This is a genomic window from Rhodopseudomonas palustris (genome assembly GCF_003591005.1).
Taxonomy (GTDB): domain Bacteria; phylum Pseudomonadota; class Alphaproteobacteria; order Rhizobiales; family Xanthobacteraceae; genus Rhodopseudomonas; species Rhodopseudomonas palustris_K.
In genome coordinates this window covers 283,496-305,355 of record NZ_QYYD01000003.1, presented here as the reverse complement: position 1 = coordinate 305,355, position 21,860 = coordinate 283,496, and the positions used below count along the sequence as shown (strand labels likewise).

Here is a 21,860-nt window from a genome sequence, read left to right as displayed (position 1 = left end):
CGGCATTCGGTCGGGCCGTTCGACGACCGCCCGGCCAAAGCGGGGCGAGGGGCTGACCGATGTCGAACTCCGCGAGCGCGCCGCAGATCGTCGCCGACCGCTGGACCCAGGCCGGGGCAAGGCTCTACGCCCCCTCCCCTTTGCGCGAGCTGTTCGCGCCGCTCGATCAGTTGCTGACCTGCGGGGGCGACGCGCGCCTCGCGCTCGACCCGGCCACCGGCCGCAACGCCTATGGCTGCAGTCCGGCGCCCACCGCCGCGATCCCGAGCTTCGCATCCTGCACCGCTTCCACGATCTCTCAGCGCGGCTACGACGCGGCGGACTCGGCGCGCACGGCGCTGATGGCTTCCGCGATTCTGCACGGCCTGATCGCCTGCTTCGAGGGACGGGTGGAGGCGATGCGCGACGAGCTGCGCGCGCTGCTCGGGCTAGGAGGCACAGGCACCGAGGTGGTGTTTTCGGCCTCCGGCACCGACGCGCAACTGCAGGCGCTGGCGCTAAGCCGGGTGATGCTCGGCGACGAACTGGTGAGCGTGGTGGTCGGCGCCGATCAGAGCGGCTCCGGCACCGCCTCGACCGCGCAGGGGCTGCATTTCACCGACCGCGGCCCCAATGACTGGCCCGTCGCCAAGGGCGCGCCGGTCGAGGACCTCGGGCCGGTGCGAAGCATCGCGGTGCGGCTGCGCGGCGCCGATGGCAGGCTGCGCACGCCCGCCGAGATCGATGCCGAGGTGCTGGAGACAGTGGAAACGCTGGTCGCGCGCGGCGCGCGGGTGATGCTACAGGTGATGGACTGCTCCAAGCTCGGCCTGCAGGCGCCGAGCGACGGCTGCGCCGACGAGATCGCGGCGCGCTGGCCGGGGCGGGTGCAGATCGTCGTCGATGCCTGCCAGATGCGGCTGGGCCGCCGACGCATCGCGCGGTCGCTCGCGCGCGGCGATCTGGTGCTGATCACCGGCTCGAAATTCTATGCCGGACCGCCGTTCAGCGGCGCGTTGCTGATTCCGCCGCGGCTTGCCGCGACGATCGACGGCATTTGCGCTCTGGCGTCCGGGCTCGCCGCCTACACGACCCGCAGCGATTGGCCGTCGCGCTGGCGTGCCTTGCGCGAACAGTTCGCCGTGACGCCGAATTTCGGCCAGTGGCTGCGCTGGGAAGCGGCGCTGGAAGAGATCCGCGCTTACGATGCGGTGCCGCTCCCCTTCCGCCGCGCCGCGCTGCGCCTGCTCGGCGACGGCATCACCCGCCTGGTCCAGGCTTCGCCCGCACTGCGATTGCTGCCGCCGCAGCCGCGCCCGGCAGAGGCCGACGAATTCGGCCTGCCGACCATCTTCGCCTTCACCTGCGCGCCGCACGGCCAGCCACTGTCGCTGTCGCAATGCCGCGCGATCTGCGAGGTGCTGCAGAACTCCGGCAAGTCGGGCCTGATCGGGCAGCCGGTCGGCTGGGGTGGCTGCGCCGACGATGAAATCGCTGCGCTGCGACTCTGCATCAGTGCCCGCCATGTGATCGACGCCTGGGCCGCCGATCCCGGCGATGCGGCTATCGCCATCGCCCAAATCCTCGACGATGCTGCGGCCGTGATCGGCCGCATTGAGGCGCTGCTAATGCAGCCCGACTTCTCCGCACAAGCCAAGGACCTCCATGCCGTCTGAACCGCAGCCCATCGCCGACCGGATCGGCTTCGCGCGCCTCACCAAGCGCGCGTTCGACGGCGAGAACCTGTTTCCGCTGTGGCAGGAGCTGATGGGCAAGGTCGAGGCCGGCACCGCCGCCGCCGGCGAGCAGCTCGACCTCGCGCTGATCACGCAGCTGTTCGGCCACAAGCAGGCTGGACTGCAGGTGCAGAGCGAGACGCTGGCGCAGCATCAGCTGTTTCGCTCGCCTTGCGCCAGCGCGCAGCCGCAGCTGCGGGTGCTGGCGCTCGCGGCTGACATCGACATGGGCGGCAACACGCCGATCGAATTCCTGCTGGAGAGCTCCGGCATCGAGCTGCTGACGCTGTACGTCGTCGACGGCGTGCCGCTGCCCGATCCGCTGCCGCCGCACGACGTCGCGATCGTGATCGCGTCGGATTCCGCCGAGTGCCGCGGCGCGTTGGCGACGATCGAGGCCCGCGCCGACAGCTGGCCCGTGCCGCTGCTCAATGCGCCAAAACTGATCCGCCAGCTCGACCGCGACAAGCTGTACCGGCTGATCGGCGACGTCGACGGGCTCGACATTCCGGCCACCATCCCGGTGCCGCGCGAGGCGCTCGCCGCCGTGGCGGAAGGCAAGGCGACGCTGCAGGACGCCACCGAAGGCGTCGCGTTTCCGGTGATTGTGCGGCCGCGCGGCTCGCATGCCGGCTTCGGGCTGGCGCGGATCGACGGCTGCGCGGCGCTCACGGCCTATCTGGCGGAGCGCAGCGAGCCGGACTACTTCGTCGCGCGGTATGTCGACTATGCCAGCGACGACGGGCTGTTCCGCAAATATCGCATCGTGGTGGTCGACGGCCAGCCCTATGCGTGCCACATGGCGATCGCCGACCGCTGGGACATCTGGTACCTGAACGCCGGCATGGCGCAGAGCGCCAGCAAGCGGCTGGAGGAAGCCGCGTTCTTCCACACCTTCGATTTCGGCTTCGCGCGCCGGCACCGCACCGCGCTGCGGGGCATCACCGAGCGGATCGGCCTCGATTACTTCACCATCGACTGCGCCCAGACGCCGCGCGGCGATCTCCTGGTGTTCGAGATCGACAATACCGCGGTGGTGCACAACATGGACAGCCCCGAGCTCTATCCTTACAAGCCGCCGCAGATGACCAGGATCTTCGACGCCTTCGCGGCGATGCTGGAGCGCCATGTCGCGGCGCGCCGGCAGAACGTGGCGTAGCGCGGACGCGCTGCGAGCGAGTATCAACGTGAGTGACGAACACAGCGGGCCGGCCGACGCCATCCCGAATTCTGCGACCAGCCTCGATCCGTCCGACTGGTCCGCGCTGCGCGCCGAGGCGCATCGCATGGTCGACGACATGATCGACCATATCGCGCAGGTGCGCGAGCGACCGGTGTGGCAGGAGATCCCCGACGACGTGCGAGCCCGCTTCGGCGAAGCGCTGCCGCGCGACGCGATGCCGCTCGCCGCTGTCTACGATGACTTCACCCGGCACATCGCGCCCTACGCGACCGGCAATGTGCATCCCGGCTTCATGGGCTGGGTGCATGGCGGGGGCACGCCCGTCGGCATGCTGGCCGAGATGCTGGCGGCGGGGCTGAACGCCAATTGCGGCGGGCGCAATCACATCGGCATCGAGGTCGAGCGCCAGATCGTACGCTGGATGCGCGAGCTGTTCGGCTTCCCCGAGACCGCGAGCGGCGTGTTCGTCACCGGCTCGTCGATGGCCAATTTCATGGCGCTGCTGGTCGCGCGCAGTGCCGCGCTCGGCCCGCAGGTGCGCGAAGGCGGCCTCGCCGGCGAACCGCTGACCGCTTACGCTTCGGCGGCCGCGCATGGTTGCGTGGTGCAGGCCGCTGATCTGGCCGGACTCGGCCGCGGCGCGCTGCGGCGGATCCCGTTCGACGCCGCGCATCGCATCGACATCGCGGCACTGCGCCGGCGCATCGCCGAGGACCGCGCCGCGGGCTTCCGGCCGTTCCTGGTCACCGGCTCGGCTGGCACCGTCGACACCGGCGCGATCGACGATCTTGCCGCATTGGCGCAGCTGTGCCGCGACGAGGGCCTGTGGTTTCACATCGACGGCGCCTATGGGTCGCTCGGCATGCTGTCGCCGCAGATCGCGCCGAAGCTGAATGGTCTCAGCGAAGCTGACTCGATCGCGCTCGACTTCCACAAATGGGGCCAGGTGAACTACGACGCCGGCTTCCTCTTGGTGCGCGACGGCGAGCAGCACCGCGCGACCTTCGCGGCGCCGGCTGCGTACTTGCGCCGCGAGACCCGCGGCCTCGCCGGCGGCTCGCCGTGGCCGTGCGATTTCGGTCCCGATCTGTCGCGCGGCTTCCGCGCGCTGAAGACCTGGTTCACGCTGAAGACCTACGGCGCCGAGCGCATGGGCGCGATGATCGCCGAAACCTGCGCGATCGCCCGCCATCTCGAAGCCCGGGTGCAGCGCGAGCCGCAGCTCGAGCTGCTGACGCCGGTGACGCTGAACATCGTCTGCTTCCGCTTTCGCGCGCCGAGCGGGATCGATAGCGACGCGCTCACCGCCGAGATCGTCGCCGACATCCACGAGTCAGGGATCGCCGCGCCGTCCTTGACCACGATCGACGGCCACCTCGCGATCCGCGCCGCGATCGTCAATCACCGCACGACGCGCGCCGATGTCGATCGCATGGTCGACGCTGTGCTTCACTTCGGCGCTGCGCGCGCGAGCTGATCAGCCTCTTCCGCGAGTCGCAGCGCAACCTCCCCCGCTTGCGGGGGAGGTCGACGCGCGAAGCGCGGCGGGTGAGGGCCCTCCGCTCCGCGAGTCGCTAACTCGCTGCCTGGGGCGCCCTCACCCCAGCCCTCTCCCGCAAGCGGGAGAGGGGGCGCGCTGTGCTCTTACTCCCCTCCCCCTTGCGGGGAGGGGTCGGGGGTGGGGGTCCCCAGGCGCTGCGCGCGTTGCCCACCTTGGGCGCTGAGTTTGCGTCGCCCTCACCCCAGCCCTCTCCCGCAGGCGGGAGAGGGGGCGCGCTGCGGTTCGGGGGCCGCGCGCCAAATCACCGCACCTCTCCTGCGGTCATACGCGTGACAAACACGCAGAGGTATTTGCCGGCCAACCCATTCGGAGATCCCCATGCCTCGTAAGTCCGCGCCGCCGCCCGACAACCACCCTGCGGAACCGACCCAAAAGCCCGTCGAACGCGTCGAAGGGATGTCGGTCCGCGAGCGGATTGCGGCCGAGATGCTGGATAGTTTCGACGAAGAGCTGGAACTGGAGATCGACGACGACCGGCTCGACGCGCTCACCAACGAATTCGCCGGCCATTCGCCGGCCGACACCGTCGACCGCCGGATCTACTTCAAGGAGCTGTTCCGGCTGCAGGGCGAGCTGGTGAAGCTGCAGAACTGGGTGCAGCACCAGGGCCTCAAGGTGGTGGTGATTTTCGAGGGCCGCGACTCCGCCGGCAAAGGCGGCGTGATCAAGCGCATCACCCAGCGGCTCAACCCGCGGATCTGCCGGGTTGCGGCGCTGCCGGCGCCGAGCGTGCGCGAGCGCAGCCAATGGTACTTCCAACGCTACGTGTCGCATCTGCCGGCCGCCGGCGAGATCGTGCTGTTCGACCGCTCCTGGTACAACCGCGCCGGCGTCGAGCGGGTGATGGGGTTCTGCAGCGAAGCCGAGGTCGAAGAGTTCTTCCGCTCGGTGCCGGAATTCGAGCGCATGCTGGTGCGTTCCGGCATCGTGCTGATCAAATACTGGTTCTCGATCACCGACGACGAGCAGCAGCTGCGCTTCATGATGCGGATCAACGATCCGCTGAAGCAATGGAAGTTGAGCCCGATGGACGTGCAGTCGCGGGCGCGCTGGGAGAACTACACCAAGGCCAAGGAAGAGATGCTGGAGCGCACCCATATCGACGAGGCGCCGTGGCACGTGGTGCAGGCCGTCGACAAAAAGAAGGCGCGGCTGAACTGCATCGCGCATCTGCTCGACCAGGTGCCCTACGAGGACGTGCCGAGTGAGCGCGTCGTGCTGCCGCCGCGCATCCACCACCCCGACTACATCCGCACGCCCATTCCGGCCGAGATGTATGTGCCGGAGCGGTACTGACTCTCCTCGTCATTGCGAGCGTAGCGAAGCAATCCATAGCCGCAGTGCGCGACGCTGGATTGCTTCGTCGCTGCGCTCCTCGCAATGACGGAGAGGCCGCGGAATGACGAGAGGTCGGGTTCGCGCCAAGAGGCGCGCCCCGGAATGACGGGGTGTTAGTTCGTCACCCAAAACTCCGGCCTTGCCTGGTTCAGGCGGCCGCCGATGCGGACGGGGGCGATCTTGACGGCGAGGCCGGTTGCGTCGTCGGTCTCCACCGCGACGCCGCTCAGCGTGGCTTCGCCATTGGCCGGCTCGAACCGGCCCTGCGGGATGCCGGTGACGAAGCGGTGCAGCGGCTCGTCCTTGTGCATGCCGATCACGGAATCATAATCGCCGGTCATGCCGGCGTCGGTCATGTAGGCGGTGCCGCCGGCCAGGATCTGGTGATCGGCGGTCGGCACATGCGTATGGGTGCCGACCACGAGGCTCACCTTGCCGTCGCAGAAGTAACCCATGCCCTGCTTTTCGCTGGATGCCTCGCCGTGGAAATCCAGCACGATGGCGTCGGCGGCTTCGCGCAGCGGGCAGGCGTCGAGTTCGCGCGCCACCGCAGCGAACGGATCGTTGAGCGGCTCCATGAACACGCGGCCCATCGCGTTGATCACCAGCACGCGGGCGCCGCTGCGGGTCTCCACCAGGGCGGCGCCGCGACCCGGCGTGTGGCGCGGAAAGTTCGCGGGCCGGATCAGACGCGGCGCGCGCTCGATGAACACCAGCGCCTCTTTCTGATTCCAGGCGTGGTTGCCGAGCGTCACCGCATCGGCGCCGGCGTCGATGAAATCATTGTAGATCGCCTCGGTGATGCCGAAGCCGCCGGCGGCGTTCTCGCCGTTGATGATCGTGCAGTCGAGCTGCCAGTCACGGATCAGGCCGGGGAGATGTTCGGCGATCGCCACGCGGCCGGCCTTGCCGACCACGTCGCCGATGAACAGGATGCGCAAACCTATCGACTCCGGAAGTTGAGCGTCTCCCGCTCGGTTAGCACATAATCCAGCGCCACGTCGTGGGCCGCGGCCGGCACCGCCGCGATTTGCTGCACCGCGAAGGCGAGGCCGACGGTGACGATCGGGCGCGCCGCGCGCAGCGCCTCGAGCGTACGATCGTAATAGCCGGCGCCGTAGCCGATGCGATGGCCGAGCGTATCGAACGCCGCGAGCGGCACCAGCAGGATGTCGGGGATCAGTTCGGGCGCGTCGCGGCGCGGCTCGTCGATGCCGAGCGGGCTGCGGATCATCGCGTCACCCGGCTGCCAGGCATGGAAACGAAGCGGCTGACCCGGCTGCTCGACCGCCGGCAGCGCCAGCCGGGCGCCGCGCGCCCCCAGCGCCTGCATCAGCGGATGGGGGTCGAGCTCGCCGCGAATCGGCGCGTAGCCGGAAACCACCGCATCAGCCGTCAGTTCGACCGGCAGGCCGCGCGCTGCGATCGCCGCGGCAGCGGCATCGCGCTCGGCCGCACTCAGCGCCTGGCGGCGGGCCAGGGCGGCGGTGCGAAGATCATTCTTGCTAGGGGCGTCGGTCAGCTCGGACATACCCGCTTATAGGCAGGCGCGCCTGTCAGGGAAACTGCGAGCATCGGCAGGGAAAGGAGTGCGAAGCCACGATAACCGTTGAAGCGCTCGATCCCGGAGTTCCCTACGAAAGTAGGTGGGCACCATGTGACCGGGTCCACGGACCCGGCCAGAGACAGTTCCCGGAAGGATCGATAAGGCCCCGGGGATATATGGCTCCTGACGCGAAACGCAGCCTCGCCGTCGCAATGTAGCGATCATACCGGTGATCCGCCAGAGCGCCGGAGAGATTTGCATCGAGCCGGACGAGTGCTGACACCGGAAGTTGTTTTGGGCTATTCAAACGAATGGTCGCATGATCGCCATCAATCCGAGCGATCCGGAGAGACGACCGATCGGAGCACCATGGCCGCCAAGCCCAGCACCACCATTGCGCGCAAGGCCCGCACCCGGGCCGAGGCCGACTTCGCCACCTGGCTGATGATGGCCAAGCTGGGCAGCTTCGACAGCCTGCCGGACAACGCCCAGCAGGTGCTGAACGGCTATCGCGAACGGCTCGACCGGATGAGCGAGATCGAATCCAAGACGATCGCGGTGCGCGAGACCTATCAGGCCTATTACAGCGACATGGGCGGCACCGGCGACGCGCCGGAGCCCGAGCCGCGCGTCGTGCCGGCGAATGATGGCGAGGCGCCGGTCGATAATGTGGTGCGCTTTCAGAAGCCGCCGAAGCCGAAGCCCGCGCCGGCGCGCCCGGCCGACCGCGGCGCCCGGCCGCTGCCGCCGGGCGGACGCAAGCCGATCCCGGCGCTACTGATCTTCGCCGTGCTGGTGGCGATCGTGGTGGCTTGGAAATTCCTGACGCGTTGAGGTGACTTAGTCCCTTCTGCGTGTTTCCATCTGCCGCAGCAATTCCCGGTGGCGCGCGACCGTCACGACGCGCGGCCGGCGCAGCAGCGGCCTGCCGAAGCGGCGCAGCAGCAGCGTAACGGCCAGCACAGCTGCAACACCCAGCGCCAAAAGCACCGACACCGGCGCGGCAAGCTGGAACAAAGTGATGATTTCCGACATCTGCTGATACCTTGTTGTCATCACGTCAAAAGCCGTCGCGCGGCATCGTTCCTGTAGATCATGGCGCCCTGGACGGTTTGACACTGCGGAGGATCACCAGTGGACGACACTCCCGAGCGCGACGCGCCCAGCCCACAGCCGGCGGACAGCCGCGGAGCCGACAAGCCGAAGCTGGTCGACAGCCTGATCGACATGATGATCGACGGCGCCGCAGCGATTACCAAGGTGGCCGCCAAGAAGGCGGTGAAGAGCGTCGTGGAAGGCTCCACCGGCAAGCGCCTGGCGAAAGCCGGCCTGATGGATGCCCCAAAATCCGCCAAGCGCACCGGCGCAGCAGCGGGATCAAAGGCCGCTGCCGCAAAGTCCAAGGCCGGCAAAACGGCCGCGGCGAAACGGTCCGCCGCGAAGCCGGCGAAGAAGTCGGTTGCGGCGGGTAAGACGGCCAAGACCGCCAAGGCCGCAGCGAAGGCGAAGCCGAAAACGGTGACCAAGACGGCCGCCAAAGCCAAAACATCCGCCGCCAAGACGGCGAAATCTAAAGCGGCAAAATCGAAGACCGCGAAATCCAAGTCAGCAAAAGCCAAAACCAAGAAGGCCAGGGCATAGCCCCGCCCAAGCCCCCGTCGGTCCGCCCCAACCCGCAGCGCGCTCCCTCTCCCGCTTGCGGGAGAGGGTTGGGGTGAGGGCGACACGCACGCAGTGCCTGGGAGTCTCAGCGGCGCAGGTGCCTGGGGCCCCCCACCCCCGACCCCTCCCCGCAAGGGGGAGGGGAGCGGAGACGCAGAGACGCTCGGACCAAGCCCGATTGGACTACCCCCGCTCTACATCCCGCCCTCGATCGGCTTTTCAACGGCGCCACCTGACTCCGACCAGTCTTTGAAGGCGCCGAGGTTGTAGACCTGGCTGTATCCGAGATCCTTGAGGGCCTTGCCGGCCAGCGCCGAGCGGCCGCCGGACGCACAGTAGAGCAGCACGGGCTTGTCGCGATCGAGCCGTTTATCGTGGATCGGCGACTCCGGATCGGCGCGGAATTCCAGCATGCCGCGCGAGATGTGCAGCGCGCCGTCGATCTTGCCGGTGGTCTCGACCTCGGGCGCGTCGCGCACGTCGATCACCACGGCGCCTTGCGCCAGCATTTCGCGCGCCTGCGCCGCATCGATGCGCGGCACCGCGGCGTTGGCGGCTTCGACCATCTGCTTGATGCTTGTCGTCATGCAACTCTCCCTGATAGGCGGCTCATCGGATCAGCCAGCGCGGCGTAGTAGCCGCGTAGTCGGCCCAGTCGCGGCCGAACCGCTGCGCGAGATGGCGCTCCTCGCGGCGGATCGCAAGCCTATCGACCGCGAAGGCCGACACAAGCGCGAAGACCACAAACCATAGATTTCCGAAGGCGAGGCCAATGCCGCTGAGCAGCAGGGTATTGGCGAGATAGATCGGATTGCGGCTGAGGCGGAACGGCCCCCAGGTCACCAGCCGGTCGGCGCCGCGGTGCGGCAGGATGTTGGTTTGGGCGCTCCGCATTGTCAGGATCGCCCAAATGTCGAGGCCGAGCCCTAGCACGAGCAGCACGAAGCCCGGCAAGGTGACCCACCCGGCGTCCGTCGTGGGCAACGGCGCCACCAAGCCGAGCGTGATCGCCAGCACGGCGGCAGTGCCCAGCAGCATCGGCGGCCAGGGCAGCACGTTGGGACGGGACAAATCGGCCATCATGATCTCGCGACGGGACCAGCGGCGCCCCGCGTTCAATTCCAATATTCGCATGTCTCTATCCAAATCTTGCGCGCCCGCCAAGCCGCGAACGCGGAGCGCTACAGGACGCCGCCGCTCGCCGCGATCATGCGCCAGGCGATGCCGCGGCCGGGCAGCTCGTCGGCCAATGCGTCGAGCAAGCCGCGGGCCTCGGCTTCCGACAGTGCTACGACAATCTCCACCGCCAGCGTATGGCCGCGGACCTGCTCGAGGATGCTGTCGAAATCGACATTGTGGCCGTAGCCCTCGACTTCGCGCGCAATGAAGCCCGCCGCGGCGGTCGGCGGATACGCCAGCATCGCCGCCACCAGTCCTTCCTTCAGCTCGCTCGGCGCGATCAGGGTCAGCACGACGCTGCTCATTGGCGGGCCTCCCGCTCAATGCCGAAGCGCCGATACAGCACCGGCAGGATCACCAGCGTCAGCAGCGTCGAACTCACCAGCCCGCCGATCACCACGATGGCGAGCGGGCGCTGCACGTCGGCGCCGGGACCGGCCGCGAACAGCAGCGGCACCAGTCCGAACGCCGTGATGCTGGCGGTGAGCAGGATCGGCCGCAGCCGCCGCTGCGCGCCGAGCATCACGATCTCGTCCGGCGGCAGGCCCTGCTGGCGCAGCGTGTTGAAGTAGCTCACCAGCACCAGGCCATTCAGCACCGCGATTCCGAGCAGCGCGATGAAGCCGACCGAGGCCGGCACCGACAGATACTCACCGGAGACGAGCAGGCTGAACACGCCGCCGACCAGCGCAAACGGAATATTGATGAACACCAGCAGCGACTGCCGCAGCGACACGAAGGTGGTAAATAGCAGCAGGAATACCAAAGCCAAAGCAATCGGCACCACGATGCCGAGCCGCGCCGCGGCGCGCTGCTGGTTCTCGAACTGGCCGCCCCAGACGATACTGTATCCCTCAGGTAGTTTGACGTGCGCCGCCACCGCTGCCTTGGCCTCGTCGACGAAGCCGACCAGGTCGCGGCCGGTGACGTTGCTCATGACCAGCGCCAGCCGCTTGCCGTTCTCGCGGTCGATCTTCACCGGCCCATCGATCCGCTCTAATTTGGCGACGTTGGTGAGCGGCACCGACTGGCCGCCGGCCAGCACCAGGCTGACGCCGGACAGCCGCGCCGGCGACTCGCGGAGCGCCTGGCTGCCGCGAATGCTGATCGGCGTGCGTCGGCCCTCCTCGACCACGATGCCGACGCCTTCGCCGTCGATCTGGGCGCGCAGCGCCTCCGTGAGCTGGTCGACGTCCAGCCCGAGCCGGCCGGCCTGCAGCCGGTCGATCCTGACGCTGTAGTACTCGAAGCCCTTGTTCAGCGTGGTGCGGACGTCCTCGGCGCCCTTCAGCGTCTTCAGCGTCGCGGTGATCTGTTCGGCGAGGCTGTTCAGCGTCGGGATATCGGTGCCGAAGATCTTCGCCACCACGTCGCCGCGCGCGCCGATGATCATCTCCTGCACCCGCATCTCGATCGGCTGGGTGAAACTAAAGCCGATGCCGGGGAATTCGGCGAGCGCCTTGCGTATCTCGCCGAGCAGCGCCTCCTTGTCGTGCGGCCGCCGCCACTCCGCCTCGGGCTTCAGGATCACATACGTATCGGTCTGGTTCAGCCCCATCGGATCGAGGCCAATCTCGTCGGAGCCGACGCGGGCGACGATGCTGGTGACTTCCGGCACCGTGCCGATCACCGCGCGCTGGATCTTGAGATCGAGATCGACACTTTCTTCCAGGCTGATCGAGGGCAGCTTCTCGACGCTGACGATCGGCGTGCCCTCCTCCATCGTCGGCATGAAGATCTTACCGAGTTGGCCATAGGCGAACCCGGTGGCGATCAGCGCAACGACCGCGGCCGCCAGCACCGTCTTCTCGCGGCGGAGCGCAAAGCGCAGCACCGGCGTGTAGCCTGCGCTGATCTTGCGCACCAGCCAGGTGTCGCCATGGCCGGAGGTCTTGAGCAGCAGCGAGGCCAACACCGGGATCACCGTCAGCGCCAGCAGCAGCGACGAGCCGAGCGCGAACACGATGGTCATCGCCACCGGGATGAACAGCTTGCCCTCCAGCCCCTGCAGCGTCAGCAGCGGCAGGAACACGATGACGATGATGACGATGCCGGAGGTGACCGGCGTCACGACCTCGCGCAGCGCCTGATAGATCCGGTGCAGCAGCGGCACATGCGCGGCGTGGCGGTCGTGCGCCAGATGCGAGACGATGTTTTCGACCACCACCACGGCAGCGTCGATCAGCATGCCGATCGCCACCGCGAGGCCGCCGAGGCTCATCAGGTTGGCCGACATGCCGGCCGAGCGCATCAGCTCGAAGGTGGCGAGCGCCGACAGCGGCAGCGTCAGCGCCACCACCAATGCGGCGCGCCAGTCGCCGAGGAACAGGATCAGCAGCACGATCACCAGCACCACGGCCTCGATCAACGACTTCGACACCGTAGCGATGGCGCGGCCGACCAGATCGCCGCGGTCGTAGAACACGTTGAGCACGACGCCCTTGGGCAGCGTCGGCTGCAGCTCGGCGAATTTGCTCTTCACCGCCTCGACGACGTCGCGCGCATTGGCGCCGCGCAGGCCGAGCACCAGGCCCTGCACCGCCTCCCCCTCGCCGTCGCGCGTCACCGCGCCGGCGCGGGTGATACTACCGATGCGGACGTCGGCGACATCGCGCACCCGCACCATGCCGCCGTCGCGCGACGCCAGCACGATGTTGCGCAGATCGTCGAGCGTGCGCACCTGGCCGTCGACGCGGACCAGCAGCACCTCTTCGCCCGCGGTGAGACGGCCGGCGCCGCCGTTGCGGTTGTTGGCCTTGACGGCCTTCTGCAGCGTGTCAATCGAAATGCCGCGAGCCGCCATCGCGAGATTGTCGGGGATGATCTCGAAGCTGCGGACATAGCCGCCGAGCGAGTTGACGTCGGCGACGCCCGGCAGCGTGCGCAGCGCCGGGCGGATCGTCCAGTCGAGCAGCGTGCGGCGCTCGGCCAGCGACAGCTCGCCGCCCTCGATGGTGAACATGAACATCTCGCCGAGCGGCGTGGTGATCGGGGCGAGGCCGCCGGAGAGGCCGTCCGGCATGTCCTTCATCGCAGAAGCCAAGCGCTCGGCGACCTGATTGCGTGCCCAATAGATGTCGGAGCCGTCGGTGAAGTCGATGGTGACGTCGGCGAGGCCGTATTTGGTGGTCGAGCGCAGGATGGTCTTGTTGGGGATGCCGAGCATCTCGAGCTCGAGCGGCATCGTTACCCGCGTTTCGACCTCCTCGGGCGTCATGCCCGGCGCCTTCATGATGATCTTGACCTGCACCGGCGAGACATCCGGGAAGGCGTCGATCGGCAGGCCGCGCACCGCGACGATGCCGGCGCCGATCAGCAGCAGCGTGGCGAGCACCACCAGCAGCCGATGCGCAAGCGAGAACTCGACCAGACGCGCCAGCATCTACTCGACCCCGCCGAGCCCCTGCCAGGCGCCCTTCAGCGCCGCGACGCCGCGCACCACGATGCGCTCGTCGCCGCGGAAGCTGCCGCTGACCACCGCAAAGGCCGGCAGCTCCTCGCGGACTTTCACCGGCGTCGCGACGAAGCCGGTGTCGGTCTGCACGAACACATAGGCCTCGGGGCCGCGCCGGACCATCGCGCCGGTCCGCACCCGCCATTCGGTCTTGCCGCTGGCGGTGGACGCGATCTGCGCTTCGATCATCTGGCCCGGCCGCAGGTCGGTGTCGGGCTCGTCGAACTGCGCGCGCACGATCACCGTCTGCGAGGTCGGCTCGACGCTCGAGCCGATCGACACGACGCGGCCGATGCAGTCGTGGCCCTTCAGCGTGACGCGGGCGCCGACCGCGAAATCCTCGGCGCGCAGCGCCGGCACCTGCACCTCGGCCCACAGCGGCGAGAGCTGCGCCAGCTTGAAGATCAGCGCCAGCGCCTCGACGGTCTGGCCCGGCATCGTGGCGCTGTCCAGCACGACGCCGTCGATCGGCGCGATCAGCGTCAGCTTCGGGTCGAGCTTCTGGGTGGCGGTGAGCCGGTCGATCGCCGCCTCGGTCATGCCGACATGCAGCAACGCGGCGCGGCGCTCGGCGGCGGTGGCGCGGGCCTGGTCGTATTCGCTCTGGGTGACGATCACCTGCTTCCTCGGCACCGCGCCATAAGGCGCGAGCTGCTCCTCGCGGTCGAGATTGGTCTTGAGCAGCCGCTCCTTGTTGAAGGCGACCAGAAACTCGCTTTGCGCGCTCGCCAGCGCCGGGCTCTGGATTTCGGCGAGCACGTCGCCGGCCTTGACCACGGCGTCGGTACGCACGAGCAGCCGCTCGACGCGGCCGCCGAGCTGCGCATTCATCAGCCTCGTGCGATCCGGCGGCACGGTGATCCGGCCCGGAAAGCTGAGCCCGGCCGGCGCCGGCTGCTGCTCCAGCGGCGACGTCTCGATGCCGACCCGCTCGGCCTGCACCGCCGAAATCGCGAGTTCGTCACCCGCGCGCACTGGCGCGGCGGCGAGCGGCGCGGTCAGACAGACGGCGGACATGATGATGGTAACGGCGCGGAGCATGGGCCTTCTTCGATGTCGGGTACGGACCGGCCGAAGCCAACGGCGCGCCGGCCGCCTCGCAGCCGTCGCATCTGTGAAGTCCTTAGGCCGGGCCGGCTGACAGAATGCTGACGCGCTCGTCAACCGCACCGGCGCACGTCTGCGCCATCCGATTGCCGGCAGCTCACGGCACGAGCCGCCCGATCCTGTACTTCGGCAGCATGGCATCGGCTTCGCCAGAATGCGCCCGGCCCCGGGTCTTGGTGTTGTACGCCTCGGTGGCTTCCTTGCCGCACCACGGCTCGATGACCTGCGGCCGCGACGGATGGTCGGGCAGATAGCCCGTGAGATCGTAGACGCCGCCGCGGATCGCCATCCAGCAATCGGCAGGCGTAGCGTGGCGGGCCAGCTCTGCCGCCGTCACCTCCCGCTCGGCCGCGACCGCCGGTTGCCGGGCCCCGGGCGCCCAGGCGCTACCACCCCAGAAGCCGAGCACGGCGAGCCAGAACACTGCCGTCGAGACGAAATACAAGGTGCGCATCATCTGAACTCAAAGTTTTCGGAGTGGATGTGCCGAGCCGTGACGCCGCGCGCCTCGAGCGCTTGTTGCGCCGCTGCGATCAGACCCGGCGGGCCGCAAAGGCAGCACTCGACGTCCATGAGTGCGCCGGCTTCCGGCAATAGACCGCCGAGGTCGGGCAGCTCATCCCCGGTCGCGACCGGCTGCAGCGTCAGATGCGGATCGGACGCCGCCATCGCACGCAGCTCCGACAGATAGATCGCATCGCCCTCGCTCCGGTAGAAATACAGCAGCCGGACCGGTTGGCGCGATGGGTGGTCGTGGAGCATGGCGACGAACGGCGTGACGCCAATGCCGCCGGCGATCCACAGCTGCGGCGCCGCTTCGGCTTCGCCGAGCAGGCCACCGAAGCCGCCGATCACCCTCGCCGCGACGCCCGGCGTGATCGACAGCATCCGGCGCGTACAATCGCCGAGCGCCTTGACGGCAAGATGCAGCTCGCCGTCACTGCCGGAAGAGCTGACGGTGAACGGATGAAATTCGCCGCAGCCGCGATAAGCCGGCCCATCGCCGAACGCGACCAGCACGAATTGTCCTGGCGTCACCGTCGCCGGCTCCGCCAGCGGCCGCAATGCGACCTCGACCGAGCGCTCGGTGAGGCTGCGCACCGTCGCAACGATGTAGGGCCGCGCCGCGAGGCCGAGGTCGCCGCGCACCAGGCGCCAGCCCAGGATCGCCGCCGCGGCCGCGAGGATCGGCAGCACCGGCTCGTCGATGCCGAGCAGGATCAGATGGACGAGCCCGATCAGCACGCCGGCGCCGAGCAGCGCGTGCAGCGCACGCCAGATGTCGTAGCGGATGCCCGGCAGAAAGGTGGCGGCCAGCCCCGCCATCAACAGCAGCAGGCCGAGCCAGCCCGACCAGATCGGCCAGCTTTCGCTGGACGGGGACAGGGTTTGCCAGGCGATTACCGGCGAGGCGCCGAAATTGCTCGCCGCGAGCGCGAGCGGATGCAGCAGCAGCAGCACATAGGCCGACACCCCGGTGACATGGTGCCAGCGATACATCCGCTCCAGCCCGCCGAGCCAGCCGGCGAGCCGCGGTTCGCGCAGCATCAGCAGCAGGCTCACCAGCAGCAGCCCGCAACCGAGCCAGCCAGCCACAATGCCGGCCGCACGGATCGGCGCCGGCCCGACCGGAAATGCCCACACCACGAAGCCGAGCGGCACTGCCAGCGTGAGAAGCGGGATCGACCAGCGTTGCAGGCGCGATGAGGCGGACGCCACCGCCCTACTCCTGCGCAACGCCGCGCTTCAGGCGGCTGCAGAAGTCCCAATGCTCGCCCGGCAGCGCGAGACCGCGCTCGCGCGCCCGCTGCACCATCAGCGCGTGATGCTCCATTCGGTAGGCCACGCAGGCGTCGTAATCGGTGAAGCCGCGCACCCGCGCCTGGTGCTCGATCCGCTCCTGCGGAGACATCAGCATCCAACCGCGGGTATTACCCTCGTCCGCCCGCCACGGCCCGGCGGCGGCAGCGACGACTAATCCGACCAACCACATGATTGCGGCGATGACGGCCGCGCTTCGACTGCAGGGCATGATCGTCATCCTGCTGCGGTGCGACGGCTCAGATTAGCGCGCGCCGCCGCATGCGAGGATGATTCAGATCAAGCGAGCACGACACCAGCACACACCTTCCAGCCGTGGCGAACTAGCCGAAGCGACTCGCAATGACGGGGAGAGATCTTCGGGTGATTACTTCTTCTGCTGCGCGGCCGCCGCGCGCGCGTCTTTGATCGCCTGCTTGAACATCGCGGCGTCAATCACGCCGGGGACGCGGAAGCGGCCGATGATGAAGGCGGGGGTGCCCTGGAAGCCGAAGGCGCGGGCCTGCGTGTCGTTGCGCTTGAGAATCGCCGCGATCGCGTCCCTGTTGGTGTCGAGATCCTTGCCGGCGCGAGCGACGTCGACGCCGCCTTTGCTGAGTGCATCGTTCATGATGCCCTCGGTCAGCTTCGCGCTGGCGCCGATCAGCGCATTGTGGGCCTCGAGGAACTTGCCCTGATACTTCGCGGCCAGCACCAGCTTGGCGGCGTCAACCGAGATGCCGCCGAAGATCGGCCAGTCCTTGAGCACCAGCCGAACCTTGCCGTCGTCCTGCACCACCTGCATCAGCTCCGGCGCCACTTTCTTGCAGTACGGGCAGCGATAATCCGAATATTCGACGATGGTGATATCGCCGTCGGGATTGCCCGCGACCGGAATGTCGGGATCGCGCAGCACCGCCTCGGTCGACAGCACGTTGTCGTCGGGTGCCGACACCGCGGGCGCTGCGAAGGCACGCGTGGCAAGCACCGGCGGCAATGTCAGGGCGGTCAACAAGGCCGAGCGGCGGGTGATCATCGTCGGGTTCCAATTATCGTCTACGGAGCGCCTGTTGTGCCCCGGATCGACCGGAAATGCGATCACTTTGGCGTCAGCCCCTTCGGTTTCACCGGACCATCGCGCAGCGCGATGTAGATCGCCGGGATCACCAGCACGGTCAGCAGCGTCGATGACGCGAGGCCAAACAGCAGCGAGATTGCCAGACCCTGGAAGATCGGATCGAGCAGGATCGTCGCCGCGCCGATCATCGCCGCCAGCGCGGTGAGCAGGATCGGCTTGAACCGCACCGCGCCGGCCTGCAGCACGACCTCGCGCATCGTCTTGCCCGCAGCCTCGGCGTGACGGATGAAATCGACCAACAGGATCGAATTGCGCACGATGATGCCGGCGAGCGCGATGAAGCCGATCATCGAGGTCGCGGTGAACGGCGCCCCGAGCAGCCAGTGGCCGATCAGGATGCCGATCAGCGTCAGCGGGATCGGCGTCAGGATCACCAGCGGCAGCCGGAAGCTTTTGAACTGCGCCACCACCAGCACGTAGATGCCGAGGATCGCCGCGCCGAACGCCGCGCCCATGTCGCGGAACGTCACCCAGGTGATTTCCCATTCGCCGTCCCACAGCACGGTCGGCCTGGACTCGTCGGTCGGCTGGCCGTGCAGGCTGATCGCCGGCTTCGGCAGCTTGCCCCAATCATGCGCTTCGATCCGCTTGTCGACCTCGAGCAGGCCGTACAGCGGCGCCTCGAATTTCCCGGCGAGTTCGGCCATCACCATGTCGGCGAAGCGGCCATCGCGGCGGAAGATCAGCGGCGAGCCGGCTTCGCGCGTCGCCTTCACCAGTTGGCCGAGCTCGACCACCGTCTTGCTGCCGGGCAGCGTATTGGCCGGCACCGGTGTGGAAGCGAGCGCCTCGGTCCAGGCAAGATCGCGCTTCGGCAGCCGCACCGCGATCTCGATCGGGTTGCGGTCCTCGCCGCGATGCGAATAGCCGACCTGGGTGCCGCCGAACAGCGTCGCAATGGTATCGTACACGTCCTTTTGTTCGACGCCGAAGAACTCCAGCCGATCCTGATCGATCGACAGCCGCAGCCGCGGCCGCGGATCGCCGATCGAATCGTCGACATCGACGATGAATGGCACGTCGGTGAAGATGGTCCTAAGTTCACGCGCGACGGCGCGGCGGGTCGCGGCGTCGGGGCCGTAGATCTCGGCCAGCAGCGTCGCCAGCACTGGCGGCCCCGGCGGCACCTCCACCACCTTGATGCTACTGCCCTGCGGCACGTTCAACGCTTTCAGCCGCTCGCGCAGATCGAGCGCGATGGCATGGCTGGCGCGGCCGCGATCGCCGCGCTCCTTGAGGTTGACCTGCAGCTCGCCGAGTTCGGGCCGCTCACGCAAGTAGTAATGCCGGACCAGGCCGTTGAAATTGAACGGCGCCGGCGTGCCCGCATAGCTCAGCACGGTGGTGATTTCCGGCAGGCCGCGGGCGATGTCCGCGGCAGCGAACAACGTGCGCTCGGTGTCTTCGAGGCTCGCACCTTCGGGCAGATCGACCACCACGGCAATCTCGCTCTTGTTGTCGAACGGCAGCAGCTTGACGGTCACCGACTTGGTATAGAACAGCACCATCGAGAGCAGCGTCGCGATGCCGACGCCGAGCAGAAAGATCCACGACGCGCGCCTGCTGGCGACGATCGGCGCCGCGATGTGGCGATACAGCCGGCCGAGCCGGCCTTCGTCGTGGGCGTCGTGCGATGTCCCGGCTGCGCCGGGCTTCGGTGCCAGCTTCAGCATCAGCCATGGCGCCACCACCATGGCGACGAAGAACGAGAACAGCATCGCGGCCGAGGCATTGGCGGGGATCGGCGCCATATAGGGGCCCATCAGCCCGGACACGAACAGCATCGGCAGCAGCGCGGCGATCACCGTCAAGGTGGCGATCACTGTCGGGTTGCCGACCTCAGCCACCGCCTCGATCGCAGCCTGCAGCCGCGGCCGGCCATCCTTCATGCCCCAGTGCCGGGCGATGTTCTCCACCACCACGATGGCGTCGTCGACCAGGATGCCGATCGAGAAGATCAGCGCGAACAGGCTGACGCGGTTGATGGTGTAGCCCATCAGCTTCGCCGCGAACAGCGTGAGCAGGATGGTGGTCGGGATCACCACCGCGGTGACCACCGCCTCCCGCCAGCCGATCGCGATCGCGATCAGCACCACGATCGAGATCGTGGCGATGCCGAGATGCAGCAGCAGCTCGTTGGCCTTCTCGTTGGCGGTCTCGCCGTAGTCCCGCGTTGTGGTGACAGCGATGTCGCTGGGGATCAGCGTGCCCTGCAGGGTGGCGAGCCGCGCGCGGATGTCGTGCGACACTACCACGGCGTTGGCGCCGGCGCGCTTGGCGAGCGCCAGGCTGACCGCCGGGACGCGGTCCCATTTTCCGCCGCCGTCGCGCGTGTCGGTCCACACCCGATGCTCGGCGGCATTCGGCCCGATGATCACCTGCGCGACGTCCTTGACATAGACCGGCCGATTATCGCGCGTCGCGATCAGCAGCAGGCCGATGTCCGGAATGCCGCTCAGCGTCTGCCCCGCCGACACGCTGCGCATCGTGCCGGCGTCGCGCACGCTGCCGGCGAGGAACGAGCGGTTGGCGTCCTTCACCTTGGCGACGAGCTGTTGCAGCGTCACGCCGTACAGCGACAACTTCTCCGGATCGGGCTCGACGCGGATCTGCTGCGCGCCGCCGCCCGAGATGTAAGTCAGCCCGATGCTGTCGACCTTCATCAGCTCGGCGCGCAGCTTGTCGGCGAGCTCATAGAGATCCTTGTCGGTCCAGCGCGATGCCGCCTCTGGCTTCGGCGACAGCGTCAGCACCGTGACGGCGACGTCGTTGATGCCGCGGCCGACGATCAGCGGCTCGGGGATGCCGACCGGAATGGCGCCGATGTTGGCGCGGATTTTCTCGTGCACGCGCAGGATCGCGTCTTCGGCCTTGGTGCCGACCAGGAAGCGCGCCGTGACCATGACGCGGTCGTCTTCGGTCTGGCTGTAGACGTGCTCGACGCCGTCGATGCCCTTGACGATCGCTTCGAGCGGCTTGGTCACCAACTCGACCGCGTCGGGGCCGCGCAAGCCGTCGGCGTTGACGCGGATATCGACCATCGGCACGCTGATCTGCGGTTCCTCCTCGCGCGGGATGGCGACCAGCGCGATCAGCCCGACCACCAGCGAGGCGAGCAGAAACAGCGGCGTCAGCGGCGATTGAATGGTCGCCTTGGTCAGGCGGCCTGAAAGTCCGAGATTCACGGCTGCACCAGCCTGTCGCCGTTGCGCAGGCCCGAGAGGATTTCGAGGCCGTCCGGCATGTCGGGGGTGGGATGTTCGCGGCCGCGCTGCACCGGCACGGCGACGGTTTGTCCCGGTGCGCCAAGCCGGACGTAGTCAATGCCGAACTCGGTCCGGATGTAGCGCGACGGGATGACGAAAGCCGGCCGCTCGCCGCCGGAGATCCACACCCGCAGCCGGTCGCCGACGAAGTACTGACCAAGGCCCTCGACCGTGGCATCGGCCACGACACGGCCGTCCTCGATCTGCGGATACACCAGATCAATGGTGCCGAACTTCGCGGCGGCATCGCCGGCCTCGGCGCCGTCGACGCGGATGCGGTCGCCCTGCTTGAGGAAACGCGCGTGCCGCTCCGGCACCCGCAGCCGCAGCTTGTAGTGCTGCTGCGCCACGGTGACGATCGGATCGCCCTGCAGCACCACCGAGCCGACGGTGATCATCTTCTTCAGCACGCGGCCATCGTCCGGCGCCAGCACCTGACCTTCCTTGAACTGCTGCTGCACCACCGCGCGCTCGGCGGTCTTGGCGCGCAGATTGTTGTCGGCGACGTTGAGCGTGGTGCGGGCTTCGTCGAGCTTGGTGCGCGGCAGAGTGCCGCGTTCGACCAGTCCGGAGGTGCGGTCGTAGTCGATCTGCGCCTGCCCGGCCTGCGCCTGCAGCGCCTGGATCTGGGCGTCGAGCGAATTCATCTGCAGCGTCAGCTTGTCGTCGCCGATCGTCGCGATCTCCTGGCCGCGGCTGACGCTGTCGCCCTCGCGAACTTTGAGCGCGATCACCGTGCCGCCGATCCGCGCCCGCGCCGGCACCACGCTGATACTTTCGACCGTGGCGAACACCGCCTTCTCGTCGGCCACCTTGCGCTCCGCCACTGTCAGCACCGGTTCGGCCGCGAGCGCGGCTCCGCCGAGCAGCAGGGCGGCGACGGCGCCGCCGATCAGGTCGCGCATCTTCAT

The 21,860-nt window shown here is 68.1% G+C and carries 20 protein-coding genes and 1 other RNA gene; 6 read left to right on the top strand and 15 right to left on the bottom strand.

Going from position 1 to position 21,860, the window contains the following annotated elements:
* Window positions 1–59 precede the first annotated feature (59 nt).
* The 4 genes from D4Q52_RS04880 (at window position 60) to ppk2 (ending at window position 5,755) form a co-directional block, all read left to right on the top strand.
* Window positions 60–1,655, top strand: a complete 1,596-nt coding sequence (locus tag D4Q52_RS04880) for a hypothetical protein (RefSeq protein WP_119855406.1) — start codon at window positions 60–62, stop codon at window positions 1,653–1,655.
* Window positions 1,645–2,874 (top strand): ATP-grasp domain-containing protein, encoded by a 1,230-nt coding sequence (locus D4Q52_RS04875; RefSeq protein ID WP_119855405.1) that lies wholly within the window; start codon window positions 1,645–1,647, stop codon window positions 2,872–2,874. The genes D4Q52_RS04880 and D4Q52_RS04875 overlap by 11 nt, the downstream gene beginning before the upstream one ends.
* Complete coding sequence (locus D4Q52_RS04870; RefSeq protein ID WP_119855404.1) at window positions 2,843–4,375, top strand: pyridoxal phosphate-dependent decarboxylase family protein; 1,533 nt, start codon at window positions 2,843–2,845, stop codon at window positions 4,373–4,375. Before D4Q52_RS04875 ends, D4Q52_RS04870 begins: the two co-directional genes overlap by 32 nt.
* Before the next feature lie 480 nt (window positions 4,376–4,855).
* Entirely contained in the window at window positions 4,856–5,755 is a 900-nt protein-coding gene (gene ppk2 / locus D4Q52_RS04860) for a polyphosphate kinase 2 (protein ID WP_182915231.1), read from the top strand.
* Between the two features lie 155 nt (window positions 5,756–5,910).
* Here the strand turns inward: ppk2 and D4Q52_RS04855 are convergent, their stop codons facing one another.
* The 3 genes from D4Q52_RS04855 to ssrS form a co-directional block, all read right to left on the bottom strand.
* Window positions 5,911–6,738 carry a TIGR00282 family metallophosphoesterase gene (locus tag D4Q52_RS04855; protein WP_119855402.1) on the bottom strand — a complete coding sequence of 276 codons (828 nt, stop codon included), beginning with the start codon at window positions 6,736–6,738 and terminating at the stop codon, window positions 5,911–5,913.
* Window positions 6,739–6,740: 2 nt separating this feature from the next.
* Window positions 6,741–7,328: a 5-formyltetrahydrofolate cyclo-ligase gene (locus D4Q52_RS04850; protein WP_119855401.1), complete on the bottom strand. Its 588-nt coding sequence runs from the start codon at window positions 7,326–7,328 to the stop codon at window positions 6,741–6,743.
* Between the two features lie 59 nt (window positions 7,329–7,387).
* Window positions 7,388–7,548, bottom strand: a non-coding RNA gene (gene ssrS, locus D4Q52_RS04845) — 6S RNA.
* 164 nt (window positions 7,549–7,712) lie between these two features.
* Here ssrS and D4Q52_RS04840 point away from each other — a divergent pair.
* Window positions 7,713–8,177, top strand: a complete 465-nt coding sequence (locus tag D4Q52_RS04840; protein ID WP_119855400.1) for a hypothetical protein — start codon at window positions 7,713–7,715, stop codon at window positions 8,175–8,177.
* Window positions 8,178–8,183: 6 nt separating this feature from the next.
* On the opposite strand, the gene D4Q52_RS04835 is transcribed toward D4Q52_RS04840, so the two are convergent.
* Window positions 8,184–8,378 (bottom strand): hypothetical protein, encoded by a 195-nt coding sequence (locus D4Q52_RS04835; RefSeq protein ID WP_147407751.1) that lies wholly within the window; start codon window positions 8,376–8,378, stop codon window positions 8,184–8,186.
* 195 nt (window positions 8,379–8,573) lie between these two features.
* Between D4Q52_RS04835 and D4Q52_RS26165 the strand changes: the two genes are divergently transcribed.
* Window positions 8,574–8,984, top strand: a complete 411-nt coding sequence (locus D4Q52_RS26165) for a hypothetical protein (protein ID WP_147407749.1) — start codon at window positions 8,574–8,576, stop codon at window positions 8,982–8,984.
* A 215-nt stretch (window positions 8,985–9,199) separates the two neighbouring features.
* Here D4Q52_RS26165 and D4Q52_RS04820 read toward each other — a convergent pair whose 3' ends face one another.
* From D4Q52_RS04820 to D4Q52_RS04770, 11 genes are all read right to left on the bottom strand, one after another.
* Window positions 9,200–9,592 carry a rhodanese-like domain-containing protein gene (locus D4Q52_RS04820; RefSeq protein WP_119855397.1) on the bottom strand — a complete coding sequence of 131 codons (393 nt, stop codon included), beginning with the start codon at window positions 9,590–9,592 and terminating at the stop codon, window positions 9,200–9,202.
* A gap of 22 nt (window positions 9,593–9,614) precedes the next feature.
* Window positions 9,615–10,085 carry a methyltransferase family protein gene (locus D4Q52_RS04815; protein ID WP_234831065.1) on the bottom strand — a complete coding sequence of 157 codons (471 nt, stop codon included), beginning with the start codon at window positions 10,083–10,085 and terminating at the stop codon, window positions 9,615–9,617.
* 101 nt (window positions 10,086–10,186) lie between these two features.
* Window positions 10,187–10,489, bottom strand: a complete 303-nt coding sequence (locus D4Q52_RS04810) for a DUF3240 family protein (RefSeq protein ID WP_119855396.1) — start codon at window positions 10,487–10,489, stop codon at window positions 10,187–10,189.
* Entirely contained in the window at window positions 10,486–13,566 is a 3,081-nt protein-coding gene (locus tag D4Q52_RS04805) for an efflux RND transporter permease subunit (protein ID WP_119855395.1), read from the bottom strand. Before D4Q52_RS04805 ends, D4Q52_RS04810 begins: the two co-directional genes overlap by 4 nt.
* Window positions 13,567–14,679, bottom strand: coding sequence for an efflux RND transporter periplasmic adaptor subunit (locus D4Q52_RS04800; protein ID WP_119855394.1), 1,113 nt, complete (start codon window positions 14,677–14,679; stop codon window positions 13,567–13,569).
* A 163-nt stretch (window positions 14,680–14,842) separates the two neighbouring features.
* Entirely contained in the window at window positions 14,843–15,202 is a 360-nt protein-coding gene (locus tag D4Q52_RS04795; protein ID WP_119855393.1) for a cytochrome b5 domain-containing protein, read from the bottom strand.
* Window positions 15,199–16,464 carry a ferric reductase-like transmembrane domain-containing protein gene (locus D4Q52_RS04790; RefSeq protein ID WP_119855392.1) on the bottom strand — a complete coding sequence of 422 codons (1,266 nt, stop codon included), beginning with the start codon at window positions 16,462–16,464 and terminating at the stop codon, window positions 15,199–15,201. Before D4Q52_RS04790 ends, D4Q52_RS04795 begins: the two co-directional genes overlap by 4 nt.
* 4 nt (window positions 16,465–16,468) lie before the next feature.
* The gene (locus tag D4Q52_RS04785) at window positions 16,469–16,777 is read right to left on the bottom strand and encodes a hypothetical protein (protein ID WP_119855440.1); all 309 of its coding nucleotides are present in this window, start codon (window positions 16,775–16,777) and stop codon (window positions 16,469–16,471) included.
* A gap of 156 nt (window positions 16,778–16,933) precedes the next feature.
* Window positions 16,934–17,581 carry a DsbA family protein gene (locus D4Q52_RS04780; protein ID WP_119855391.1) on the bottom strand — a complete coding sequence of 216 codons (648 nt, stop codon included), beginning with the start codon at window positions 17,579–17,581 and terminating at the stop codon, window positions 16,934–16,936.
* A 62-nt stretch (window positions 17,582–17,643) separates the two neighbouring features.
* Window positions 17,644–20,868 (bottom strand): efflux RND transporter permease subunit, encoded by a 3,225-nt coding sequence (locus D4Q52_RS04775; protein WP_119855390.1) that lies wholly within the window; start codon window positions 20,866–20,868, stop codon window positions 17,644–17,646.
* Window positions 20,865–21,860: an efflux RND transporter periplasmic adaptor subunit gene (locus D4Q52_RS04770; protein WP_119855389.1), complete on the bottom strand. Its 996-nt coding sequence runs from the start codon at window positions 21,858–21,860 to the stop codon at window positions 20,865–20,867. Before D4Q52_RS04770 ends, D4Q52_RS04775 begins: the two co-directional genes overlap by 4 nt.

Bases quoted from the DNA above. Each gene is read 5' to 3' on its own strand.
- D4Q52_RS04770 (WP_119855389.1), bottom strand. From the start codon at position 21,860: ATGAAGATGCGCGACCTGATCGGCGGCGCCGTCGCCGCCCTGCTGCTC.
- D4Q52_RS04875 (WP_119855405.1), top strand. From the start codon at position 1,645: ATGCCGTCTGAACCGCAGCCCATCGCCGACCGGATCGGCTTCGCGCGC.
- ppk2 (WP_182915231.1), top strand. From the start codon at position 4,856: ATGTCGGTCCGCGAGCGGATTGCGGCCGAGATGCTGGATAGTTTCGAC.
- D4Q52_RS04840 (WP_119855400.1), top strand. From the start codon at position 7,713: ATGGCCGCCAAGCCCAGCACCACCATTGCGCGCAAGGCCCGCACCCGG.
- D4Q52_RS04805 (WP_119855395.1), bottom strand. From the start codon at position 13,566: ATGCTGGCGCGTCTGGTCGAGTTCTCGCTTGCGCATCGGCTGCTGGTG.
- D4Q52_RS04835 (WP_147407751.1), bottom strand. From the start codon at position 8,378: ATGTCGGAAATCATCACTTTGTTCCAGCTTGCCGCGCCGGTGTCGGTG.
- D4Q52_RS04880 (WP_119855406.1), top strand. From the start codon at position 60: ATGTCGAACTCCGCGAGCGCGCCGCAGATCGTCGCCGACCGCTGGACC.
- D4Q52_RS04785 (WP_119855440.1), bottom strand. From the start codon at position 16,777: ATGCCCTGCAGTCGAAGCGCGGCCGTCATCGCCGCAATCATGTGGTTG.
- D4Q52_RS04795 (WP_119855393.1), bottom strand. From the start codon at position 15,202: ATGATGCGCACCTTGTATTTCGTCTCGACGGCAGTGTTCTGGCTCGCC.
- D4Q52_RS04870 (WP_119855404.1), top strand. From the start codon at position 2,843: ATGTCGCGGCGCGCCGGCAGAACGTGGCGTAGCGCGGACGCGCTGCGA.
- D4Q52_RS04820 (WP_119855397.1), bottom strand. From the start codon at position 9,592: ATGACGACAAGCATCAAGCAGATGGTCGAAGCCGCCAACGCCGCGGTG.
- D4Q52_RS04810 (WP_119855396.1), bottom strand. From the start codon at position 10,489: ATGAGCAGCGTCGTGCTGACCCTGATCGCGCCGAGCGAGCTGAAGGAA.
- D4Q52_RS04800 (WP_119855394.1), bottom strand. From the start codon at position 14,679: ATGCTCCGCGCCGTTACCATCATCATGTCCGCCGTCTGTCTGACCGCG.
- D4Q52_RS04815 (WP_234831065.1), bottom strand. From the start codon at position 10,085: ATGGCCGATTTGTCCCGTCCCAACGTGCTGCCCTGGCCGCCGATGCTG.
- D4Q52_RS04780 (WP_119855391.1), bottom strand. From the start codon at position 17,581: ATGATCACCCGCCGCTCGGCCTTGTTGACCGCCCTGACATTGCCGCCG.
- D4Q52_RS26165 (WP_147407749.1), top strand. From the start codon at position 8,574: ATGATCGACGGCGCCGCAGCGATTACCAAGGTGGCCGCCAAGAAGGCG.
- D4Q52_RS04850 (WP_119855401.1), bottom strand. From the start codon at position 7,328: ATGTCCGAGCTGACCGACGCCCCTAGCAAGAATGATCTTCGCACCGCC.